Raw genomic sequence first — 21096 nt, 5'->3', positions numbered from 1 at the left:
CTAAGCTCCGACAGCCTTTTTAACCGCTTCCAGAGTCTCTCTGACAGACTTGGTTATGGGAGTTCCGGGGCCGAAGATGCAGGATGCTCCCGCCGCATACAGCTCATCGTAGTCCTGTCTGGGGATTACGCCGCCGCAGACGATGATGATGTCTTCTGCACCGAGCTTTTTAAGCTCTGCCGCAAGCTGGGGAACAAGGGTTTTGTGACCTGCCGCAAGGGAGGACACGCCCACAACGTGAACGTCGTTCTCAACAGCCATTTTGGCTGCTTCCTCAGGGGTTTGGAAAAGGGGTCCGACGTCAACGTCGAACCCGCAGTCTGCATAGGCTGAGGCAACCACTTTCGCCCCTCTGTCATGTCCGTCCTGTCCCATTTTTGCAATGAGAATACGTGGACGGCGGCCAGTTTTCTTTTCGAAATCATCAATGTCTTTCTTTATACCGGCAAAGGTTTCGTCTGTTTCAAACATAGAGCCGTATGCTCCCGACACAAGTTTTATGTCTGCCTTGTGTCTGCCGAATTTCTTCTCCATGGCGTCGGATATTTCCCCGACTGTGGCACGCAGTCTCGCGGCCTTAACGCAGAACTCAAGAAGGTTCGCCTTGGGATCATCGCATGCGGCGGTGATGGCATCAAGAGCTGCCTGACAGGCGGCATTGTCTCTTTCAGCCTTTATCCTGTTCAGACGCTTTATCTGGGACTCACGCACTGCGGTGTTGTCAATGTCCAGAACGTCTATCGGGTCTTCCTGTGCAAGTTTGTACTTATTCACACCCACGATAACGTCTTTTCCGCTGTCGATGGCCGCCTGCTTTTTGGCCGCAGACTCCTCGATCTTAAGCTTGGGCAGACCGCTTTCGATTGCCTTGGTCATTCCGCCCAGTTTCTCTATCTCTGCCAGTTCAACCTTGGCCTTGTCGATGAGCTGCTGGGTGAGCGATTCGATGTAATATGAACCGCCGAGGGGGTCGATAACCTTGGTTATGCCCGTCTCTTCCTGAATGACAAGCTGAGTGTTTCTGGCGATCCTTGCAGACTGCACAGTGGGAAGGGCTATAGCCTCATCCAGAGCGTTTGTGTGCAATGACTGGGTTCCGCCCAGAACAGCCGCCATAGCTTCGATGGTGGTTCTGATAACGTTATTGTATGGATCCTGCTCCGTGAGCGACCAGCCGGATGTCTGGCAGTGGGTACGCAGAGCAAGGGATTTCTGGTTTTGGGGACTGAACTGTGAAACGATCTCGCTCCAGAGGAATCTTGCCGCTCTCAGCTTGGCAATCTCCATGAAAAAGTTCATGCCGATGCCGAAGAAGAACGACAGACGGGGAGCGAAGGCATCAATATCAAGCCCTTTTGAGAGAGCCGCCTTGATGTATTCCAGACCGTCGGCCAGTGTGTATGCCAGTTCGAGAACGTTGTTGGCTCCGGCCTCCTGAATGTGGTAGCCGGAAATTGATATCGAGTTGAACTTGGGCATATATTTGCTTGTATATTCAATGATATCCGCAATTATTCTCATTGAGGGTGCGGGAGGATAGATGTAGGTGTTGCGCACCATGAACTCTTTCAGGATGTCGTTCTGGATGGTTCCAGCCAGCCTGTCCTGAGTCACGCCCTGCTCCTCCGCCGCCACGATGTACATGGACATGATGGGCAGAACCGCACCGTTCATGGTCATGGACACCGATACGTCGCCCAGCGGTATGCTGTCGAACAGGATCTTCATATCCTCAACTGAATCTATCGCAACGCCTGCCTTACCCACGTCGCCGACCACTCTGGGGTGGTCAGAGTCGTAGCCTCTGTGGGTTGCAAGGTCGAAAGCCACGGACAGACCCTGCTGTCCTGCGGCGAGGTTCTTTTTATAAAATGCGTTGGATTCCTCTGCCGTTGAAAAGCCCGCATACTGGCGCACTGTCCAGGGCTTGCCCGCATACATTGTCGCCATGGGGCCACGAACAAAGGGAGCCATGCCGGGAAGCGTGTCCGCATTCTCCAGCCTGTCAAAATCGTCTTTAGTGTAAAGAGGTTTAACGTCGATACCTTCCGCCGTTTTCCATGTCAGACGGTCAAGGGTTTCCGACTTGATCTCTTTCTTCGCCAGCTTTTCCCAGTCCTCAAGGGACTTGCGTACAGACATATATTTCCTCACTTTATATATTTGCAAAAAAACGTTCATCCATGAAGATTTTTTGTCTACGCTCCGTTCGGCAGAAGCCTCAATCCGCTCACGCTGAGTTCATACTGAAGTTTCACCGACAAAGCATGCTATAGCATTCCGACTCCCTCAAGTGAAACAAAAAGAGGGGGGATCCCCCTCCGGATTGTTGGCAAACAATACACAGAACAGTCATTCTGAACGAAGTGAAGAATCTCAGCAGAGATCCTTCGGCTGCGCCTCAGGATGACGATAACTTATATTATCTCTGGCTTTGCCATCAACCCGAAGGGGATGTTTCCATCCCCTCTTTAACTATAGCACTAAATTTTAAATCTTACTCAACAACAGCCAGTTTATCGCCTGTGGCAACCGTCTGGTCGAGAACAACAAAGAGGTTCTGAACGGTTCCGGCCTTGGGAGCCTTTATCTCGTTCTCCATCTTCATTGCCACAAGGATCATAAGGGGCTGTCCGGCCTCAACTTCCTGACCCTCTTCAACAAGGATCTTCCAGATATATCCGGGCATCTGCGCCTCGATAACCTGACGACCCTCAAGTCCTGCTGTGGAGCGCATCTTCATCAGACGCTTCATTTCGTCAAGAACCTCAACCTCGAAAGTGTCGCCTTCGTCGGTGAGGATGCTGAAATTGTCGCCCTTCTCGTCAATGTCCATTGCATAGGATCTGCCGTCAACGATGATTGAGTAGACAGCGTCGCCCGCAACCGAAAAGTCGGCGGTATATTTTCTGCCGTCGATATCTATTTCAAAGATACCGTTCTTGCGCTCAACGAGATCGACAAGATGCTCCTGCTCGCCTTTATCAACTGTTACAAAGTAATTTCTTCTTGTTATCATTGCACCACCCCTTAACCGAGCCTGTTGCCGAGGCTGACAAGTCTTCCGAAACGTTTCCAGTGGGATTCGCCCACGTCACGTCTGGTGACACTTCTTGCTGCGGCCTCTTTCTCAGACAGAAGCTGTTTGATGACAGCGGCGATTATCGGAACATCAACATCTGCAGACTGCTTGCGCTTAAGGTCTTCCATGTCGAACTTGTTGTCGATGAAGCCTGTGTCATAGTTTCCTGCGAGGAAGGTTTCGTTCTCCAGAACCCTCTGATGGAAGGGGATGGAGGTTTTGATACCGGAAACCTTGTACTCGGAGAGAATACGCTTCATGCTCACGATGGCGCTCTCACGGGTTTTGCCCACAGAGCAGACCTTCGCTATCATGGGGTCGTAGTATATCGGAACTTCGAATCCCGCATACGCACCGCTTTCGATACGAACGTTGGGACCGCCAGGCACTTCATAAACAGTTATGAGACCGGGAGAGGGAACGAAGTTGTTTGCGGGGTCTTCTGCATAAACACGGCACTCGATGGCGTGTCCATGTCTGACTATTTCGTCCTGTGTGAACGACAGGGGCTGACCTTCAGCCACAAGAATCATATCACGGACGATATCCACGCCTGTGATAAGCTCCGTAACGGGGTGCTCAACCTGAAGACGTGTGTTCATCTCAAGGAAGTAGAAGTTCTGGTCTGCGCCGACGATGAACTCCAGCGTACCTGCGCTGACGTATCCGATGGCTTTGACCGCTTTAACTGCGACTTCATACATTTTAGCCCTTGTATCATCGTTAATGAAGGGGCTGGGTGCTTCCTCGATAACCTTCTGGTGACGACGCTGGATGGAGCACTCACGCTCGAAGAGGTGAACTGCGTTTCCGTGGGTGTCGCCCAGAACCTGAATTTCAACGTGGTGGGGCTGAACGATGAATTTTTCAATATACATCTCGCCGTTTCCGAATGCATTCTGCGCTTCGGAGCTTGCCATTCTGTATGAAGATTCAAATTCCGATTCCTCGTGAACCAGACGCATACCCTTTCCGCCGCCGCCGTGTACGGCTTTAAGCATGATGGGGTATCCGACTTCTCTGGCAACCTTTTTGGCAACCTCAACGTCGGTGATGGGGTCTTTGGTTCCGGGAACAACGGGAACTCCCGCAGCCATCATGGCCTGTCTTGCGCCGGTTTTGGAACCCATCATGATGATGTGTTCGGACTTGGGACCGATGAAAATGATGCCCTCATCCTCAAGACGCTTAACGAAGGTGGGGTTCTCCGAGTAGAAACCGTATCCGGGATGGATAGCTGCGCCTGTCTGTTTGGCAAGCTCAATTATCTTATCCATCTTAAGATAGCTGGTGTCCGTCTCATCCGCCGTGATGCAGTAAGCCTCGTCAGCATAGCGGACGTGGGGGGCTTTGCGGTCGGCATGTGTATAAATGGCAACCGTTTTGATGCCCATCTTACGGCATGTTCTGAAAACTCTTATTGCTATCTCGCCTCTGTTGGCGACCAGTACTTTTTTAATTTCAGCCATTTTTCCCACTCCTTACAGCGGCAGGTTGTCGTGTTTTTTAGCGGGGTTTGTCTGCCTTTTGTTGGAAAGAAGTTCAAACGCCTGAATCAGTTTCGGACGAGTGAACTCGGGCATGATAACCTCATCCACGAATCCGAGTTCGGCTGCTCTGTAGGGGTTGGCAAATTTTTCTCTGTATTCGTCAACCTTCTCCTTTTTGGCGGCAACAGGGTCGGCAGCTGTGCTTATCTGTTTGCCGAAAAGGATCTGAGCTGCGCCGTCGGGTCCCATAACTGCGATCTCCGCAATGGGGTACGCATAGTTAAGGTCACCGCGAACGTGCTTTGAGCTGAGAACGTCATATGCGCCGCCGTATGCCTTTCTGGTGATGAGTGTCACCTTGGGAACAGTGGCCTCGCAGTATGCATAGAGCAGTTTTGCGCCGTGACGGATGATTCCGCCGAGCTCCTGCTGAACGCCGGGCATGAAGCCGGGAACGTCAACAAGTGTCAGCAGGGGAATGTTGAACGCATCGCAGAAGCGGACGAATCTCGCACCCTTAACGGATGAGTTGATGTCCAGTGCGCCTGCCATGATTGCGGGCTGGTTCGCAACGATACCGATTGAGCGGCCGTTGAGTCTTGCGAAGCCCACAAGTATATTTTTCGCATAGTGTTCCTGAATTTCGAAGAAGTTGCCGTCGTCAACGATTTTTGCGATGACTTCGTGCATGTCATAAGGCTGGTTCGGGTTTTCGGGAACGATTTTGCGGAGTGAATCGTCTGTTCTGTTGGGATCGTCTTTGGTGGGAACTACGGGTGCTTCCTCCATATTGTTGGAGGGGATGAAGCTGAGCAGCTCTCTGATGCGCAGAATAGCGTCTTCATCGTTTTCGGTGGCGAAGTGTGCAACACCTGATGTGGTGTTGTGAGTCATCGCACCGCCGAGTTCCTCTTTGGTAACGTCCTCGCTGGTAACGGTTTTAACAACCTCAGGTCCGGTAATGAACATGTAGGATGTGTTTTTAACCATGAAGGTGAAGTCGGTCAGAGCGGGTGAGTAAACAGCGCCGCCTGCGCACGGCCCCATGATAGCTGATATCTGGGGAACAACACCGGAAGCCAGCGTGTTGCGAAGGAAGATGTCGGCGTAGCCTGCGAGCGAAAGCACGCCCTCCTGAATCCTTGCGCCGCCTGAGTCGTTAAGGCCTATTACGGGGCAGCCAAGCTCCATGGCCTTGTCCATAATTTTGCAGATCTTACGTGCAAACATTTCCGCCAGCGAACCGCCGAAAACCGTAAAATCCTGAGAGAAAACGAAAACAGTTCTGCCGTTGACCTTGCCGTAACCTGTTACGACGCCGTCGCCCAGAAACTTGGTCTTTTCCATTCCAAAGTTGTCACATCTGTGAACGATGAATTTGTCGAGTTCTACGAAAGTACCTTTGTCGAGCAGTTTATCGATCCTTTCGCGGGCAGTGAGCTTGCCCTGTTTGTGCTGCTTCTCAATACGGTCAACCCCGCCGCCGAGCTCCGCAGCTTCGTTGAGGTCATGCAGCTTTTTGATTTTCTCATCCATTAGTTATAGCCCCCTCTTAGTGGATATAATAGAAGTAATAAAACATGTTTTAAATTTGTTGTCAACTGACAATACAAAAACATCACAAAAAACAAAAAGCCATATAATAGCTTAATTATTAATTATTTAGAGGATTATATAAATAGGTTTGGTTGGTTTATTTATGAGAGAGGGATGTATAAACAATGTTAATATATGTTTTAATCCGCTCTATTCAAAAAGCTTTTTTAAATTCAGAAAAGCCAGCCTGATATTCCATTCCTGTGAATCCCTTTTCCCGCAGAAGTTTGAAACCGCACGCACCTGCGAAGCCTCTATCCCCATCATATTACAGACAAAACCGAAGGCCGCACCCTCCATGTTCTCCGTCTGTGCAGAGTATTTTGCATACAGCAGGGCAGACACATCACCCTCCCCATCGAGGTATGAGACAGTATTGGAATTTACAATGGGCAGTCCGGCATAGGGCACGAACTCCGAGCACCCGTTCACGGCGAATCCGAAGCCCATTTCATGGATATTCTCAATCCTGTCTGAGTAAAAAACCCCTTCATCAGCAAAGAAATCCCTATGAACAGACACAACGTCGCCGACCTTCAGTCCCGACTGCCTGTAGGCTCCGCAGATGCCCGTCAATATTGCTTTTTTAACTTTAAATTCACTTATTATCACATGTGAAGAAAAAGCGGCGGCCGTCTTTGTGGTACCGGTGACGAATAAAGGAATGCCGTTATATTCTCCGGTGAGAATGCCGTATTTATAGGGTTTAAGTCCGCATTTCGGAAAGATGGCCTCGGCCTCTTTTGCGGTGGGTACGAAATATGCTTTCATCAGAACTCCTGTTTAATGAGATTCTTCGCTAACGCTCAGAATGACGGGTTTTGTCACTCTGAGCCTTGCGAAGAGTCTCAAATCTTTTCCCCTCCCTTTACAAAGGAGGGTTCACATTAAACCTCAATACTCTCTGTGAGATTCTTCACTTCGTTCAGAATGACGGGTTTTGTCACTCTGAGCCTTGCGAAGAGTCTCAAATCTTTTCCCCTCCTTTTACAAAGGAGGGTCGGGGTGGATTTACATTCTCTCATGCCGACAGATGAGACTGCCACGCTAACGCTCGCAGTGACGATATTTGTACAGTTTATGTCACTCTGAGCTTTGCGAAGAGTCTCTCCCAATCAGAACTCCTCGTAGAACTCCGGATAATTATCCAGCAGCCCCTTCTCCTCCAGATGCGCCATTGCGCCGCTGATGGAGGACACCAGTCTGTCCTTGTCCTGTGCCAGCCTGCCCTCAAGAGGCAGAAAGTTCGACACATGGTTGGAGCGGAAGATTATGTTGCGCCCCTCTATCAATTGTATCATGTCTCTTGATTCTTCGAAAATATCCCTGAATGTCGGCTTCTCCAGCCCGTTGAAATAGTCCTTTTTTCTGCGGAGAAACAGCGTCAGAAAGGACAGGTAGTCAGGCGAGGCTTCCGTAACCCATCTTGCGGAATCTGCAATATGCTCCTGTTTAAGCCGTTTTCCTCCGCCGCCGAGAATCACCATCACAGAGAACGCTATGCCGATGCTCTTCAGTTCCTTCACCTTGGGCAGAACCTTGAAAGCATCCATCCCCTTGTTCATGAGCGTCAGAACCTCTTTATTGCCCGATTCCAGCCCGAAGTAGAGCAGCTTTAACTTGCGCTCATAGAGCTGTTGCCAGTCTGCCCCGCTTTTCTTCATAAGAGCCTGTGGCCCGCAATAGGAGCTTATCCTGATAAGGTTTGGGAATTTTGCATTCAGAGCATCCAGAATCACCAGAAGACCTTCGGTGGGGTATACCACCCCGTCGCCGTCGGCCAGAAATATCTTTTTTACTGATTTAGCATAGGAATCGGGTACTGCGGCTATTTCCGCAAGCACCCTGTCGGTGGGTTTTATCTCGAAAGGCTTGTCAACGTACATGCCGCAGAATGCGCACTTGTTGTACGAACAGCCGTGGGTTATCTGAAAAATAAGCGAATGGGCTTCGCTTGGCGGCCTGTAGAGCGGTTCGGTGTGTATCGGCATCAGAGTGTTCTGTCCAGAACGGCCTCAGTTGCGCCGTGTTTGTTCAGGGTGTAGAAATGAAGCCCCGCCACTCCGGCATCGATAAGCCCTCTGCACTGCTCAACAGCATATTCGACACCGGTCATGAACTGGTTCTTCTCAGACTTGCCGTCCATCTTCTCCACAAGGAACTGAGGCACGGTGGCACCGCACATCTGGGTGAACTTAACCACCTGAGCGATGTTGATTATAGGCATGATACCAGCAACAACGGGAGCGTTTATGCCGTTTTTAGCCAGAATATCCATGTATCTGAAATAGTGGTCGTTGTCGAAAAAGAGCTGGGTAATGATGAAATCGCCACCTGCATCCAGTTTTCGCTTCATGTTCTCTATGTCTGACTGCATGCTTGAGGCTTCGGGATGCTTTTCAGGATATCCCGCCACACCGAGACAATATTTGTCGCCGTGCTTCTTTCTGAGATAACCCACAAGGTCGGCGGCATAGCGAAATTCGCCCTTTCTCTGCTCTTCAGGCATGTCCGCAGGGTAGTCCCCTCGGAGGGCAAGCAGGTTTTTAACGTTTATGGCATCCACAGCATCCGTTATGGCATCTATGCTGTTCGCATCTGCGGCAACACATGTCAGGTGCATCATTGTGGTCAGCCCGTAGTTCTTTTTTATGTGGGTTGTCCACTCCACAGTCTTCTCACGGGTGGAGCCGCCCGCACCGTATGTCACTGATACGAAATCGGGTTTATAGTCCACAAGCTCTTTTATGGTCTCATAAAGAACGTTCTCTCCCTCCTCCTTTTTCGGAGGAAAAAACTCGAAAGACACTGTTCTTTTGTTTTTCAGCATTTCAGATATTTTCATCAGACATCCTTTTTTAATAATTCATTTATTATCTTCATAGAGCCGATTGACTGCAAGAAGTTTTTATGACATTGTTTTTTCTATGCTTAATAAAACATACAAAGCCATATTATATACATTCCTGAGTTATGTTCTGCTGCTGAATTTCCTGACATTCCTTTCGTCGGGCAGTCCTAAAGCGCTCATAAATCCCTTTTACATCAAGAACAGAACCATCAGCATGTATCACCTCACCAAACACGTTGTAATGGTTGCCGGACTGGGGTTTGTAACATCCGAAAGGCACGAGGTTGATGCATTCATCCAGACTGCATGTGAAAAATACGGAGTTGATCCGAAGCTGATACATATGATGATTCAGGTTGAATCCAAGGGCAGACAGTTCGCCATTTCCCGCACGGGCGCAATGGGGCTTATGCAGGTTATGCCTACGACTTTTTTCGACATATCCCAAGGCGACCCATTCCTTGCGGAGGACAACATCGACGCCGGAGTTAAATATCTTTCAAGACAGCTGAAAAAGTTCGAGGACATTCCGCTGGCTCTTGCGGCATACAATGCGGGACCGAACAATATCAAGGACGGAAAAGTGCCCGATTTCGGTGAAACCAGACACTATATTAAAAAGATCATGGAGTTATACGAGAAGTAAGAGGTTGAGTGACAAGCCTTTCAGTCTCTGCGAGGTTCGCAATGACAGAAAGTCAAATCAGTACCTTCTCAGCACTTCCAGCAGAAATTCTCTTTTCGGTTCAAAAGGTGACCATTCGCTGTTCTTTTTGGTGAGAGCGTAGTCCACCATATTCTCAAGCTCATCCTCGGTAAGGACATCCCTTATCGAAACGTCATAGCCAAGCGCATCCTGCCAGCGGGAGATATCGAACCCGTATTTCTCAAGAAGAGCATCAACAACCTGACATTTCTGGACGCCGGATTCTCTCATCATCTCTAGATAATAAGGCAGAAGTATCGCATTTGCTGTTCCGTGGTGAATCTTTTTCTCATTGGTAAGGTAATAGCCAAGAGCATGAAGAACCGTTGTGGCTGTGTGCAGAATGACTACCCCGCCCAGAGTGGAACCGTACAGGAAATTAAGCAGTGTTTCATCCTTTGACGTGTCCGCACCCGCCGCAAAAGTGGCAAGGATTATCTCCATACCTGTGACTGCGTGGCTGTCGCTGAAAGGATTTGAGCGGACAGACACAAAGCCCTCGATGCAATGGGTCAGGGCATCGAAAGCGGTGGCATATATCGTCTTTCTGTTCAGACTGCGCAGGAAGACAGGGTCGATGACCGCATATTTCGGGAATGTATTCTCTTTTGCAAAGTTCAGTTTATCGAGTTTCTCCGTATCCGTTACAATGCTGTAGTTGTTCATTTCGCTGCCGGTTCCGCAGGTGCTGGGGATACAGATAACGGGCAGAGGAGCATGCTCAAGCTTCTCCTCGGTGAGCAGTTCATAGAACCCTTTGTTGTTTGTGGCAAAAGCCGCTATGGCCTTTGATGCGTCAAGGGGACTGCCGCCGCCGAAACCTATAACTATCTCCGCCTTGCACTCTCTCGCAAATTTCCCGCCCTTAAGGATGGTGTTGATTGAGGGGTTCTCCTCTATTCTGTTGAACCAGTGGATATCCTTGTCTTTGAAATATTCGTCCATGTATTTGCGGAATCCTGTCTTTTCGGCGGATGTCGCACCGCAGACCACACAGACTGTTTTGTAAGGCGCAAGGAGTGTTTTGAGGTTGTCGATTGCGTTGAAACCGAAGAAAGCCTTTACGGGGCTGTGAAAGCTGAACTGCTGCATATTGTCTCCTGAAATGGCTAAGAAAAGAGACTGCCACGGGCTTCGCCCTCGCAGAGACGACTGTTCGTCTTCGCGAGGAGCGCAAGCGACGCGGCGATCTATGAATTTTTATCAGTATCTGGGTACTTTTTTAAGCCAGCCGAACTTATCCGGCGCAGTGCCTTTCTGGATTGCGGTGTAGGCTTCGTATATCTTTCTGGTGTTTTCGCCTATCTCGCCGTTGCCTACTTTGATTATCTCGCCGTCGTCGAAGATATATTCGTTAACGGGTGAAACGACAGCCGCAGTGCCGAATCCGCCCGCCTCAATGATGTCTCCGCTTTTTACCTGCTCAACAAATTCCTTGATGGCTATCTTCTCCTGACGGACTTTGTATCCCAGCGAGGGGAGCAGTTCCAGCATGGAGATGGAAGTTATGGAGCGGAGGATGGAGTCGGTGAACTCGGGGATAACCACCGTGCCGTCCTTTGTTATGTGGAAGTGGTTCATTGCGCCCGCTTCCTCGATGTATGTGTTTGATGAGTCAAGATAAAGCACCTGACTTGCGCCGCATTCCTTAGCCACCATTCCGGGTTTGAGAGAGGCTGTGTAGTTTCCGCCTGTTTTGGATGCACCCGTTCCGCCTGAAACCGCTCTGTGATATCTGTCGGTGATGAGCAGTCTGACGCCGTGGTTGAATCCGCCCGCATAGTAGGGGCCGCTGGGCGAAAGCATTATGCAGTACTTGAACTCAAGGCTGGGACGGATGCCCAGTGCGTCCTCGGTTGCAAACATGAAGGGACGGATATACAGCGATGATTCGGGCATATCCGGACACCATTTGCGGTCGACATCCATAAGGCGCAGTGCCGCCTCAACCTGAAGATTTTCATCTATGGTCTGCATGCAGACAAGATTTGCGGAAACGTTCATTCTTTTTGCGTTCTCATCCACTCGGAAAGCGTAAATCTCGCCGTCAGCGTGTTTAAAGGCTTTTGCGCCTTCGAAAATAGTCTGACCGTAGTGCAGAGACACGGCGCCGGGCATCATTTCGATGGGGCCGTAGGGCACAATTCTGGGGTTTCTCCATTCGCCGTCCTTAAAGTCCACAAGGAACATGTGGTCTGTGCGGTACAGGCCGAAGGGAAGGGATTTGAGATTTGCGATTTGCGAATACTTCCTCTCACTTTCGGGAAGCAGTTTGGATGATATTTCCATCAGATTCCTCCAAAGCCCCTATCGTCACGATAAGGGGTGTCGTGCATGAGAATATACTCCCTACGCATGCAGATAGTAAAGGAGAAAATGCTTATATTTTCTTTTTGGCATATTCGGCACAGGATAAACCCGCCAGCCTGCCCGTGCTCCAGCACATCTGAAGGTTAAATCCGCCTGTGGGAGCGTCCAGATCCATCACTTCGCCTGCGAAGTAAAGCCCGCTTACAAGCATGGAACTCATTGTCCTGCCGTCTATTTCTTTCAGGCTGACTCCGCCCGCCGTAACCACCGCCCGTTCGAAACCGCCGAAGGTGACTCCGGTCATCGGTAAACCTTTTATCAGTGAAACCAGGAGTTTTCTGTCCTTTTTGGACAGATTTGACGTTTTCAGCATGGGGTCGATGCCGGAAACAGAGAACAGTGCTGGAACCAGAGAGGACGTAATATACTCGTCCACAATATTTTTTATCACTTTTTTATTGTTTATCCGTGCGGATTCTTCAAGCAGTGCATCAAGCTCCTGAGCCGTCTTGTCTGGCACAAGGTCTATTGTCAGAGTGTTTTCCGCATTTCTGTCGAACTCAGAACGGGTGATGTCGTATATTGCAGGCCCCGATGCTCCGGAATCGGTGAACACCAGATCGCCCTTCGCCTCCGCCGGAACTTTGCCTCCGGAGACAAGCCGCAGACCGATATCTCTCAGGCTGACACCCTGAACGTCCTTGATCCACGCATCCCCGGCATAGGCAGGCACAAGAACCGGACGGGGTTCCACAATGGAGTGCCCCAGATCCGCCGCCAGTGCATAGCCCTCACCTGCGGAACCTGTTTTGGGATAGGACTTTCCGCCACAGGCTATCACTGCGCACCTGCATTTTATCTCTTTGCCGCCTAATGCAACAGAAACCACCGAGCCGTTTTCTGTGTTTATCTTTGTCACGGGAGCGTTAACGGAGAACTCCACGCCGTTCGTTGCCGCAAAGCCCATGAGAACCCGCAGAACGTCCGCCGAGCCGGCCTCGCCCGCCGGAAAAACCTTAAAGTTCTTTTCGACTGAGGTTTTAAGCCCTCTTGAGTTGAAAAAGGCAACAACGTCCGCAGTTTTGAACGCATTTATGGCCTGATACAGAAATTTTCCGTTCTTCCCGAATTTATCCGTCAGCTGTTTAGTATCTTTTAATGTATTGGTGATGTTGCATCTTCCGCTTCCGCTTATGAGCAGTTTCCGTCCGCAGGTGACCATCTTCTCCGCCACCAGAACCTTCGCTCCGCTCTGCGCCGCAAAACCCGCCGCCATAAGCCCCGCAGGGCCTCCGCCTATTACTATAACGTCATACATTGCGTTTACATCCTATTATTACCGCATGGTTCAGCGGGAACTGGTCAAGCTCCAGATGAACCGGAGTCAGACCACAGTTGCCGAGTATCTCTATATTTCCTTTTATGCCCACAGAGCTGTAGTAATACTGCTCGTTGTGCCATGTGTCCGTATGCTCGCCCTCGGCATCGCCGAAGGTGTACATAAGCACACCGTCAGGTTTCAGCATGTCACAAAGTTTTTTAAGAACGGGTTCGTGCATTGCCAGCGGCAGATGAAAAATACTGTCCCACGCCGTTATCAGGTCAAACTTTTCGTCCGTTTCCCATGTGCAGATGTCAGCATGGATAAAAGTGTGCTCCGGATTGGCCTTTTTCGCCAGTTTAACCATTTCGCAGGAAACGTCAACGCCGGTCACCCAGAAACCGCCGGATTCCATGGTCCGCACAAACCGCCCTCCGGCTCCGCACCCCACATCCAGCGCAGTTTTTGTGTTTTTGCAGAACCCCATGGCACGCCTGAGCGCCAAAAGTCCATACTCAGAAGCGGCGTGCTGTTCATGCCACCATTGGGCGATCTTGTCGTAATTTCTGCCGGTAACATCCGGATCAAACATGGCATCTCCTTTTCGTGGAACTATACCCTATTTCGGCTGTCTGTCCAACATCAATAAATAATAGTCAGGAGCAGGAAAAAGAGTATAATTGGGACAGAGATAAAGAATGAAAATTTTCAAATCCATAACCGGCAGGCTGGTTCCTGCATTTCTTATTACTGCTCTGATTCCGACCCTGCTGCTTTCGGCAAGCGTCTATTTTTCTGCAAAACAGTCGGCACTGCTTTCGTCGCAGAACATGATAGACGAGCAGTTTTCAATGGTGGACAGCCTTATAGACCGCATTCTGGTGGCATCTGCAACGGAACTTTCTGTGGTGGAAGCCCACGAAAGCTTCCGCAAGTTCATAATCAACAAAAACCCCGACGAACTTGTTCAGGAGTTCAGCGGAATAATGATGAGGCACCCCGAATTTCTCCAGATTAAATTCATAGATGAACACGGCATGGAGCAGATACGCCTGAACAGGGCATCGAAAGGCCTCTCCAGAACAAAACAGAGCGACCTGCAAAGTATGTCGGGAAAATACTATTTCCGTCAGGCCATTCAGACACCGGATAAATATGTCTATGTTTCGGGGCTCGATCCCAACGTCGACAGAGAACACACCCGCAGACTGGTGGCCAGAATAGGCATAAAGGTTGAACACGGCGGCAGAACCCTCGGCATCCTCCTTATAAACCTTGACGGCAATTATATATTCAAAAACATCCTGCCCATGGCAGGCTCAAAACCCACAAAGGCAATGCTCATAAACTCCTCAGGCAGATATATAAGCTATGACGGAAGAAGTTTTAAGGAATACGCCAGAGAAGAGATCATGACACGTTTCGGCATATCGGCTGATTCCATTCTGGGCGGGCTGAACATCAGCCAGAAAAGAGTTAAGAACGGATATCTGTCCGTCATGCCCATTAAGTTTGACAACGTTGAGGGGAGCAACCTCTGGTATGTGGGGATCTACGAATCGGACAAAGAGATAAACTCTGCGGTATTTGCAACCATGCGGCCTTATCTGATAAGCCTTTGCGCTGTATTCATTCTGGTTCTGCTGTTCACTCTGGCAGTGTCCGCAAACCTGATACGCAAGGTCAGGCACGTTGTGGGTTTCATTACCGATGCTCCGGATAAAAAATTTCAGGAGACGGGGATAAACGAGTTGGACGACATCGGCCATGCCATCCGCACCACTGCGCTGGGGCTGAAAAAAAGCACTCTGGAACTGGAACACCTGAACAAAAATCTGGAAACCAGAATAGCCGAACAGGTGGACGAACTGGCCGGAATGACGGAAAAGGAACTGGAATATCAGAAACAGCTCAGAGACATTCAGGAACAGTTGATGCATGCTGACAGACTGGCATCGCTGGGTATGATATCCGCCGCCATGGCACACGAGATAGGCAATCCGCTGGCGGCCATGAAGACCAGTCTGGAAGTGCTTCGAGCTGAGATTCAGGAACCGGAGGAGAAGGAATTCATCGGACTTATCATCTCGCAGGTGGACAAGCTCTCCGCATTTCTGAAATCAGTGACGAAGTTCGGCCGCAAACCGGAGGCGGAATATAAGCCGGTACGAATTGCGGACGTGCTTACGGAAGTCGTCACCACCCTTGAAAAGGAGACGGAACGCAACGGCATAGCAGTTAATCTTTCCGCCGCAGACGGAATTGTGGTATGCGATGAGATGCAACTGAGGCAGGTCGTGTTCAATATTCTGCTCAACTCAGTTCAGGCGCTCACAGAAAAGGGCGGCGGCATAATAGACATAATCCTCAGACAGACCGCAGGTGGCTACACCCTCTCGATAACAGATTCCGGCGGCGGGGCAAAAGAGCCTGAAAAAATGTTCAAACCCTTCTACACCACAAGGCAGGGCGGGACAGGGCTGGGGCTTGCCATCGTGAACGATATCATAAAATCCGCCGGATGGAAGATACACGCCGAAAACACGGCCATTGGCCTCAGAACAGAAATATCCATTAAGAGTATAAACAATGAAAAGCAAGATTCTGATAGTTGAAGACGACCTTCTGCTGGGAAAATCCCTTGTGCGGTCATTTTCGAAAGAGTATGAAACGACACTGACGAACACCTTTGCCAGCGCAAAGAACGCACTGATGTACGAGGATTTTGATGTGGCGATACTGGATGTCAGCCTGCCCGACGGCGAAGGAACAGACCTGCTGCCCCTTCTGAAAAACTCGCCCGGCGGAACGGAGGCAATCGTCGTCACAGCCTTTCCCGAAGTTCAAATGGCCGTTAAAACCCTTAAGATGGGCGCATTCGACTATGTTAACAAGCCGTTCGAACTGGAAGACCTCCACCTCTGTGTGAACAACGCTCTTTCCCTTAAACTCGCAAAACAGAATCTGGGCGCAATAAACGCCATGAAGAATAAATCCTCTCTGGATGCCATTGTGGGCAGTTCGGAGATCATGCAGAAACTCAAACAGCAGATAACTCTGGCCGCACAGTCGGACGAAACCCGTGTGCTGATATCAGGCGAGACCGGAACAGGGAAGGAACTGGTGGCCGAGGCCATACACAGGCTTTCACCCAGAAAGGAACGCCCGTTCATGAGCATCAACTCCGCCGGACTGCCGGAACAGCTTGTTGAATCGGAACTTTTCGGCTATGAGCAGGGAGCCTTCACCGATGCCAGAAAGAGTAAAAAAGGGCTTATCGAGATGGCTTCCGGCGGCACGCTGTTCATGGACGAAATAGGCGATCTGCCAATGACAACTCAGGTCAAACTGCTGAGATTTCTGGAGAACGGAACCTTTTACAAACTGGGCGCAACAAGGGAGACAAAGGTCAACGTGCGTATCATAACGGCTACCCACAGAGATCTGGAAGAGCTTGTTAAGGAAGGAAAATTCCGTGAAGACCTTTTCTTCAGGCTTAATGTGGTCAATCTGAAAATTCCGCCTCTGGCCGCAAGGGGCGAAGACAGTGTCGAGCTGGCTCAGTATTATCTGGACAGATACAGACGCAAGATGAACAAACCGCCCATGACACTCTCACAGCATGACATTCAGACCGTCCTGAACTACGGCTGGCCGGGAAACGTTCGGGAGCTTAGAAACATAATGGAGCGGACGGCTCTTTTCGGAACAATGCCCGAACTCTGCATCAAACCCCGCAACACCGCAGTTGTTCAGGCGGAGACCTGCCGCATGCTCCCCCTTAAAGATGTTGAGAAACAGCATATCCTCGCCGTGTACTCAATGTCTGACAACAACAAGACCAAAGCCGCACAGATTCTGGGACTCAGCCGGCTGACCCTCAGAAAAAAACTTGAAGAATACGGAATAGACGACGCAGACTGATAAGTTTCTTACCTGCCGGTAAGAAACTTACCGGATATTAACTTGCCGCCCCAAACTCTCCACAACCATAAATCATTGGAATCAAACAACTTACCAAACACATCAAAACTGGCATCAGCGTTGCGGATATACCAACATCACAACATTGACTCAGGAGGTCAACCATGAGAAAAACAGCTCTTTTTGCATCAGTCTTCGTAGCAATACTTATGATGTCAGGCGCAGCGCTGGCGGCAGACTCTATGACAGACATGTCATCTTCTCCCGCAGCACCTGCTGTTAAAAAAGAAATGATGAAAATGACTCCGGCAGAGATGAAAAAATGCGAGGAATACGCAAAAAATCCCGCTAAAACAATGCTGACCAAAGAAGAAATGCAGAAATGCGAATCAGCTAAAAAAATGATGAAATAACGCCAACAACGCATCATCCGACTTCCGTAATTTTCCGGGTAACGCCGCAACCGAACAACGGGAGCGGCGTTTTAATTATCTGAAATCGGCAGGGTCTATGGAATGCTTTTTCAAAAGGTCGTACAGGTCGGCTCTGTAGATATCCGACAGTTTCGAAGCCTTGCTTATGTTCCCCTTTGTGCGCTCCATCAGCTGTCGGAGAAAAACCTCTTCAAACTGCCTTTTGGCCTCTCTGTATACCTGTGCGAAACTGTCCTGATTCTGCGCAAACTTAATGCTTTCGGCCTTTATAACATCCGCAGGGGACATCACCACGGCGCACTCTATAACGTTTTCAAGCTCACGGACATTGCCCGGCCAGTCGTATGACATCATCCTGTCCATGGCATCCCCGGAAATCACTTTGCCGTCTCTGCCGTAGCGATGAGTATATTTATTCAGAAAGTGAGCGCACAGAAGCGGGATATCCTCCCGCCTGTCCCGAAGGGGAGGAAGCTCTATCCTGACAACGTGTATCCTGTAAAACAGGTCTGCACGGAACTCCTTGTTCTCAATCTTTTCCAGAAGATTTTTGTTCGATGCGCTGACCACCCGAATGTCGAGCTTCAGCACCTTTTCACTGCCCAGCGGCGAAACTTCCCTGTTCTCAAGCACACGCAGAAGCTTTGTCTGCATGGCAAGGGGCATCTCCGATATCTCATCCATAAACACCGTTCCGCCCTGCGCCTGTTCAAAAAAGCCTCTTTTGCGCCTGTCCGCCCCTGTGAAAGCTCCCTTCTCGTGGCCGAAAAGCTCGCTCTCCATCAGCGATTCGGGTATGGCAGCGGAGTTCATGGCCACAAATGGTGCTTTGTGTCTTGGGCTTACCGCATGGAGCATTCTGGCCGCCAGCTCTTTCCCTGTTCCGCTCTCGCCGTATATAAAAACGTTGGCATCGCTCTGCCCCGCCGCCGCAATCCGCTCACGCACCCTGCGGGTCTTCTCGGAACAGCCTATTATCGTCACCGCTACGGGCGAATCATCATCGTTGACCCTAAGAATCCGTCTTGAGTGACTGCACCTCTCAACGGCATCGGCAACCTTTTCTATCAGCTCTCTATGGTCAAAAGGCTTTGTGAGGTAGCTGTACGCCCCCTGTTTCATCGCCTCAACAGCATCGTTTATGGTTCCGTAGGCGGTGAGAAATATCACAGGGAGACCGCTGTCTATGGCATGCGCTTCCCGCAGGAGTTCAAGTCCGGTTTCCGACCCAAGCCGCATGTCGAAAACCGCCGCATCGAAAACATCGCTCTTAAGCATCGCCAGCGCCTCTCCTGCGCTCTGTGCCGCATGGGGAGTAAAGCCGCAGCTCTGAAACCTCATCCGCAATATTTCAAGCAGACTAATGTCATCATCGACTATCAAAACTTTTGCCATCAGTGTCCCAGCCCCTTTCTGCCGCCGTTCAGGTCGATCTCTTTCATCCGTTCCTGCTGACTCCGCAGTTTTTCATTCTCCCTGCTTAGAGCCTTCAGCCTGTCATTAAGTTCCCTGTTTTCCGCCGCCAGCCGCTTCTCGGCCTCATCCAGAGCCTTTAAACTCTCCGCATTCGCCGCCGCCTGATCCGCCATTGCCTTTCTGACCTGCAACAGTTTATCGTTCAGCTCCGCCCTTTCCCGTTCGGCTGAATCCGCCCGCTTCATCAGCCTGACAGCCTGAGCGGCATATCCCGTGTAGGGACTTTCAGGGTATATCGCCGTTATCCGGTCGAGATATACCTGCGCCATATGCGGGTCATACTGTGGGGACGCTCCGTCCGAAAAGAGCAGAATATAGCCGAAAAGAGCCTTGTCGTCGATTATTCTGTCCGACCTGTCGAGCACCTGCCGAGCCTGCTCTGCATCCCCGTTTCTAAGCTGTGCCGAAAATGCTCTCTCCTGCGCATCATGCAGTGCGCACCCGCTCAGAAGCAGTATCAGCAGAGGGGCAGCGTAAAATAAAATCTGCTCCCCTGTCCCTGTCCGCTTTCCGCCCATATCCGGCCTCCGTGTTTTTCAATAATTTTTCTGCATATCGCAAGCCCCAGCCCCGAACCTTTATATTCAAAGCTGCGGTTGCTCCCCAGTCTGTATCTTTCAAATATCAGACCAAGCTCTTCCTGCGCAATGCCGGCTCCCTCGTCGGCTACGCAAACCCTCAGCCTGTCGCCGATCCTCTCCGCCGACAGCCTTACGGTCGTAGCCTCACCGGAATATTTCAGCGCATTGCCGATAAGGTTTACGAACACCACCGCCAGCTTTTCCCTGTCGGCCTTTGCAGATGCGTCTATTGCCGATATCACGCTTATGTTGCGTCTGGCCGCTATGGGCGCAGTGTTCTGAATTGCGGCCTCGGCTATCCTGCCTATATCCGCATCCTCAAACTCATACACCGCCTGAGCGATATCCAGACGGGTTATTTCCAGTATGTTGTTCACCGAATTGATCATTCTGTCGCTTTCGGTGCTTATTATGTCCAGTAGCTTCTCCGAGCTGTCACGGTCGGCCTTGAAATAATCCTCTCTCAGCATGGTCGAAGCCTCACGGATCGATGTCAGCGGAGTCCGAAGCTCATGGGACACGTTGCCTATAAACTCGGTGCGAAGCTCATCACTCTCTCGCAGCCTTTCCACCATCACCCTGAAATCATCCGCCAGCCCGCTTATCTCCACAGGTCCGCCGGAGTCGATATTTTCAGGATAAACACCCTTCGCCACCTGATGGGTGCTGTCTCTCAGCTTGCGGATGGGACTGACTATGCTCTTCGTATTAACGAAAGCCAACAGAACCACCAGAACGCCGCCGGACAGAACGAAAACCAGTGACGCAGTCCTCATCTGCCCTGCAAGAACCCCCGACAGCTCAAGACTCTCCTTCCTTTTCCCCGCCGCCAGTCCTCTCAGCTTTGTAAGGGACTGCGAAACGCCTGCATATGAAGGAACCTCGGCTGTTCTTCCTCTGGCGGCAATATATCTCTCGTTCTCCGCATTAAATGCAGAATAGGCCGACTCAAGCTCCTGAAAAGCCCTGTCCTTGTCAATGTCGCTTATCAGCCCGTCCAGAGCGGATATCAAAGACAGCGCCTCGGAGCGATAGTCTCTGTGGCGCTCCAGAAAATCAACATCCCCGGATATTACATACTTCTCTCTGAACTCCGCCTGCTTCTGCACAGCTCCGCTTAATCTGTCCACCCGCTCTATCACCGGAAGTTCAACAGAATTCACCTGCTCCAGCAAAGTGTTAAGGTGACGTGACTTATGGATTATGTATGACATGAAAACAGACAAAAAGATAAGCACTGCAAGATTGGCCGCCAGAAGCCTTCCGAAAACACCGTTAATTCTCATAAGGAAAGTGTAGCATCATAAAAAAACAGGCACAATATC

At 50.3% G+C, this 21096-nt stretch carries 18 protein-coding genes; 4 read left to right on the top strand and 14 right to left on the bottom strand.

Translation table 11 applies throughout. The features are described 5' to 3' along the window. The 7 genes from scpA to metF all read right to left on the bottom strand — a co-directional run bounded on the left by scpA (nucleotide 1) and on the right by metF (nucleotide 9013). Nucleotides 1-2142: a methylmalonyl-CoA mutase gene (gene scpA, locus C8D98_RS06040; RefSeq protein WP_132872930.1), complete on the bottom strand. Its 2142-nt coding sequence runs from the start codon at nucleotides 2140-2142 to the stop codon at nucleotides 1-3. Between the two features lie 355 nt (nucleotides 2143-2497). Beyond that, on the bottom strand, nucleotides 2498-3019 hold the full coding sequence (locus tag C8D98_RS06035) for an acyl-CoA carboxylase biotin carboxyl carrier protein subunit (RefSeq protein WP_132872928.1): 522 nt from the start codon (nucleotides 3017-3019) through the stop codon (nucleotides 2498-2500). A gap of 11 nt (nucleotides 3020-3030) precedes the next feature. Further along, nucleotides 3031-4551, bottom strand: coding sequence for an acetyl-CoA carboxylase biotin carboxylase subunit (locus tag C8D98_RS06030; protein ID WP_132872926.1), 1521 nt, complete (start codon nucleotides 4549-4551; stop codon nucleotides 3031-3033). A gap of 12 nt (nucleotides 4552-4563) precedes the next feature. Further along, nucleotides 4564-6108: an acyl-CoA carboxylase subunit beta gene (locus C8D98_RS06025; RefSeq protein WP_132872924.1), complete on the bottom strand. Its 1545-nt coding sequence runs from the start codon at nucleotides 6106-6108 to the stop codon at nucleotides 4564-4566. Nucleotides 6109-6318: 210 nt separating this feature from the next. Continuing rightward, the gene (locus tag C8D98_RS06020; protein WP_132872922.1) at nucleotides 6319-6939 is read right to left on the bottom strand and encodes a phosphorylase family protein; all 621 of its coding nucleotides are present in this window, start codon (nucleotides 6937-6939) and stop codon (nucleotides 6319-6321) included. Nucleotides 6940-7283: 344 nt separating this feature from the next. Further along, nucleotides 7284-8159 carry a radical SAM protein gene (locus C8D98_RS06015; protein ID WP_132872920.1) on the bottom strand — a complete coding sequence of 292 codons (876 nt, stop codon included), beginning with the start codon at nucleotides 8157-8159 and terminating at the stop codon, nucleotides 7284-7286. Continuing rightward, a complete protein-coding gene (gene metF / locus C8D98_RS06010) occupies nucleotides 8159-9013 on the bottom strand; it encodes a methylenetetrahydrofolate reductase [NAD(P)H] (protein WP_132872918.1) in 855 nt (284 codons plus the stop codon). Before metF ends, C8D98_RS06015 begins: the two co-directional genes overlap by 1 nt. A gap of 82 nt (nucleotides 9014-9095) precedes the next feature. Here metF and C8D98_RS06005 point away from each other — a divergent pair, with 82 nt between their 5' ends. Next, nucleotides 9096-9665: a lytic transglycosylase domain-containing protein gene (locus C8D98_RS06005; RefSeq protein WP_132872916.1), complete on the top strand. Its 570-nt coding sequence runs from the start codon at nucleotides 9096-9098 to the stop codon at nucleotides 9663-9665. Between the two features lie 57 nt (nucleotides 9666-9722). On the opposite strand, the gene C8D98_RS06000 is transcribed toward C8D98_RS06005, so the two are convergent. The 4 genes from C8D98_RS06000 to C8D98_RS05985 all read right to left on the bottom strand — a co-directional run bounded on the left by C8D98_RS06000 (nucleotide 9723) and on the right by C8D98_RS05985 (nucleotide 13948). Then, nucleotides 9723-10817 carry an iron-containing alcohol dehydrogenase family protein gene (locus tag C8D98_RS06000; protein WP_132872915.1) on the bottom strand — a complete coding sequence of 365 codons (1095 nt, stop codon included), beginning with the start codon at nucleotides 10815-10817 and terminating at the stop codon, nucleotides 9723-9725. A 111-nt stretch (nucleotides 10818-10928) separates the two neighbouring features. Further along, nucleotides 10929-12014 carry a branched-chain amino acid aminotransferase gene (locus C8D98_RS05995; RefSeq protein ID WP_132872913.1) on the bottom strand — a complete coding sequence of 362 codons (1086 nt, stop codon included), beginning with the start codon at nucleotides 12012-12014 and terminating at the stop codon, nucleotides 10929-10931. A gap of 91 nt (nucleotides 12015-12105) precedes the next feature. After that, nucleotides 12106-13353, bottom strand: a complete 1248-nt coding sequence (locus tag C8D98_RS05990; RefSeq protein WP_132872911.1) for a BaiN/RdsA family NAD(P)/FAD-dependent oxidoreductase — start codon at nucleotides 13351-13353, stop codon at nucleotides 12106-12108. Next, nucleotides 13346-13948: a class I SAM-dependent DNA methyltransferase gene (locus tag C8D98_RS05985; RefSeq protein WP_132872909.1), complete on the bottom strand. Its 603-nt coding sequence runs from the start codon at nucleotides 13946-13948 to the stop codon at nucleotides 13346-13348. The genes C8D98_RS05990 and C8D98_RS05985 overlap by 8 nt, the downstream gene beginning before the upstream one ends. A gap of 106 nt (nucleotides 13949-14054) precedes the next feature. Between C8D98_RS05985 and C8D98_RS05980 the strand changes: the two genes are divergently transcribed. From C8D98_RS05980 to C8D98_RS05970, 3 genes are all read left to right on the top strand, one after another. After that, nucleotides 14055-15971 carry a sensor histidine kinase gene (locus C8D98_RS05980; RefSeq protein ID WP_132872907.1) on the top strand — a complete coding sequence of 639 codons (1917 nt, stop codon included), beginning with the start codon at nucleotides 14055-14057 and terminating at the stop codon, nucleotides 15969-15971. Then, nucleotides 15946-17280: a sigma-54-dependent transcriptional regulator gene (locus tag C8D98_RS05975; RefSeq protein ID WP_132872905.1), complete on the top strand. Its 1335-nt coding sequence runs from the start codon at nucleotides 15946-15948 to the stop codon at nucleotides 17278-17280. The genes C8D98_RS05980 and C8D98_RS05975 overlap by 26 nt, the downstream gene beginning before the upstream one ends. Before the next feature lie 164 nt (nucleotides 17281-17444). Next, nucleotides 17445-17693 (top strand): hypothetical protein, encoded by a 249-nt coding sequence (locus C8D98_RS05970; RefSeq protein ID WP_132872903.1) that lies wholly within the window; start codon nucleotides 17445-17447, stop codon nucleotides 17691-17693. 75 nt (nucleotides 17694-17768) lie between these two features. On the opposite strand, the gene C8D98_RS05965 is transcribed toward C8D98_RS05970, so the two are convergent. Genes C8D98_RS05965 through C8D98_RS05955 form a run of 3 tightly spaced genes read right to left on the bottom strand, consistent with a single transcriptional unit; the run spans nucleotide 17769 to nucleotide 21057 of the window. Next, nucleotides 17769-19109, bottom strand: coding sequence for a sigma-54-dependent transcriptional regulator (locus C8D98_RS05965; RefSeq protein WP_132872901.1), 1341 nt, complete (start codon nucleotides 19107-19109; stop codon nucleotides 17769-17771). Beyond that, a complete protein-coding gene (locus C8D98_RS05960; protein ID WP_132872899.1) occupies nucleotides 19109-19708 on the bottom strand; it encodes a hypothetical protein in 600 nt (199 codons plus the stop codon). Before C8D98_RS05960 ends, C8D98_RS05965 begins: the two co-directional genes overlap by 1 nt. Beyond that, complete coding sequence (locus tag C8D98_RS05955) at nucleotides 19648-21057, bottom strand: sensor histidine kinase (protein WP_132872897.1); 1410 nt, start codon at nucleotides 21055-21057, stop codon at nucleotides 19648-19650. Before C8D98_RS05955 ends, C8D98_RS05960 begins: the two co-directional genes overlap by 61 nt. Nucleotides 21058-21096 lie beyond the last annotated feature (39 nt).

Origin of the sequence: Seleniivibrio woodruffii, assembly GCF_004339245.1 — a bacterium.
In the GTDB taxonomy this organism is placed as follows: Bacteria; Chrysiogenota; Deferribacteres; order Deferribacterales; family Geovibrionaceae; genus Seleniivibrio; species Seleniivibrio woodruffii.
Note: the sequence above shows the minus strand (reverse complement) of the source record. Positions and strands in the feature narration are given on the sequence as shown.

Coding starts and splice junctions, on each gene's coding strand:
- scpA (WP_132872930.1), bottom strand. CDS start 2,142: ATGTCTGTACGCAAGTCCCTTGAGGACTGGGAAAAGCTGGCGAAGAAA.
- C8D98_RS06035 (WP_132872928.1), bottom strand. CDS start 3,019: ATGATAACAAGAAGAAATTACTTTGTAACAGTTGATAAAGGCGAGCAG.
- C8D98_RS06030 (WP_132872926.1), bottom strand. CDS start 4,551: ATGGCTGAAATTAAAAAAGTACTGGTCGCCAACAGAGGCGAGATAGCA.
- C8D98_RS06025 (WP_132872924.1), bottom strand. CDS start 6,108: ATGGATGAGAAAATCAAAAAGCTGCATGACCTCAACGAAGCTGCGGAG.
- C8D98_RS06020 (WP_132872922.1), bottom strand. CDS start 6,939: ATGAAAGCATATTTCGTACCCACCGCAAAAGAGGCCGAGGCCATCTTT.
- C8D98_RS06015 (WP_132872920.1), bottom strand. CDS start 8,159: ATGCCGATACACACCGAACCGCTCTACAGGCCGCCAAGCGAAGCCCAT.
- metF (WP_132872918.1), bottom strand. CDS start 9,013: ATGAAAATATCTGAAATGCTGAAAAACAAAAGAACAGTGTCTTTCGAG.
- C8D98_RS06005 (WP_132872916.1), top strand. CDS start 9,096: ATGCTTAATAAAACATACAAAGCCATATTATATACATTCCTGAGTTAT.
- C8D98_RS06000 (WP_132872915.1), bottom strand. CDS start 10,817: ATGCAGCAGTTCAGCTTTCACAGCCCCGTAAAGGCTTTCTTCGGTTTC.
- C8D98_RS05995 (WP_132872913.1), bottom strand. CDS start 12,014: ATGGAAATATCATCCAAACTGCTTCCCGAAAGTGAGAGGAAGTATTCG.
- C8D98_RS05990 (WP_132872911.1), bottom strand. CDS start 13,353: ATGTATGACGTTATAGTAATAGGCGGAGGCCCTGCGGGGCTTATGGCG.
- C8D98_RS05985 (WP_132872909.1), bottom strand. CDS start 13,948: ATGTTTGATCCGGATGTTACCGGCAGAAATTACGACAAGATCGCCCAA.
- C8D98_RS05980 (WP_132872907.1), top strand. CDS start 14,055: ATGAAAATTTTCAAATCCATAACCGGCAGGCTGGTTCCTGCATTTCTT.
- C8D98_RS05975 (WP_132872905.1), top strand. CDS start 15,946: ATGAAAAGCAAGATTCTGATAGTTGAAGACGACCTTCTGCTGGGAAAA.
- C8D98_RS05970 (WP_132872903.1), top strand. CDS start 17,445: ATGAGAAAAACAGCTCTTTTTGCATCAGTCTTCGTAGCAATACTTATG.
- C8D98_RS05965 (WP_132872901.1), bottom strand. CDS start 19,109: ATGGCAAAAGTTTTGATAGTCGATGATGACATTAGTCTGCTTGAAATA.
- C8D98_RS05960 (WP_132872899.1), bottom strand. CDS start 19,708: ATGGGCGGAAAGCGGACAGGGACAGGGGAGCAGATTTTATTTTACGCT.
- C8D98_RS05955 (WP_132872897.1), bottom strand. CDS start 21,057: ATGAGAATTAACGGTGTTTTCGGAAGGCTTCTGGCGGCCAATCTTGCA.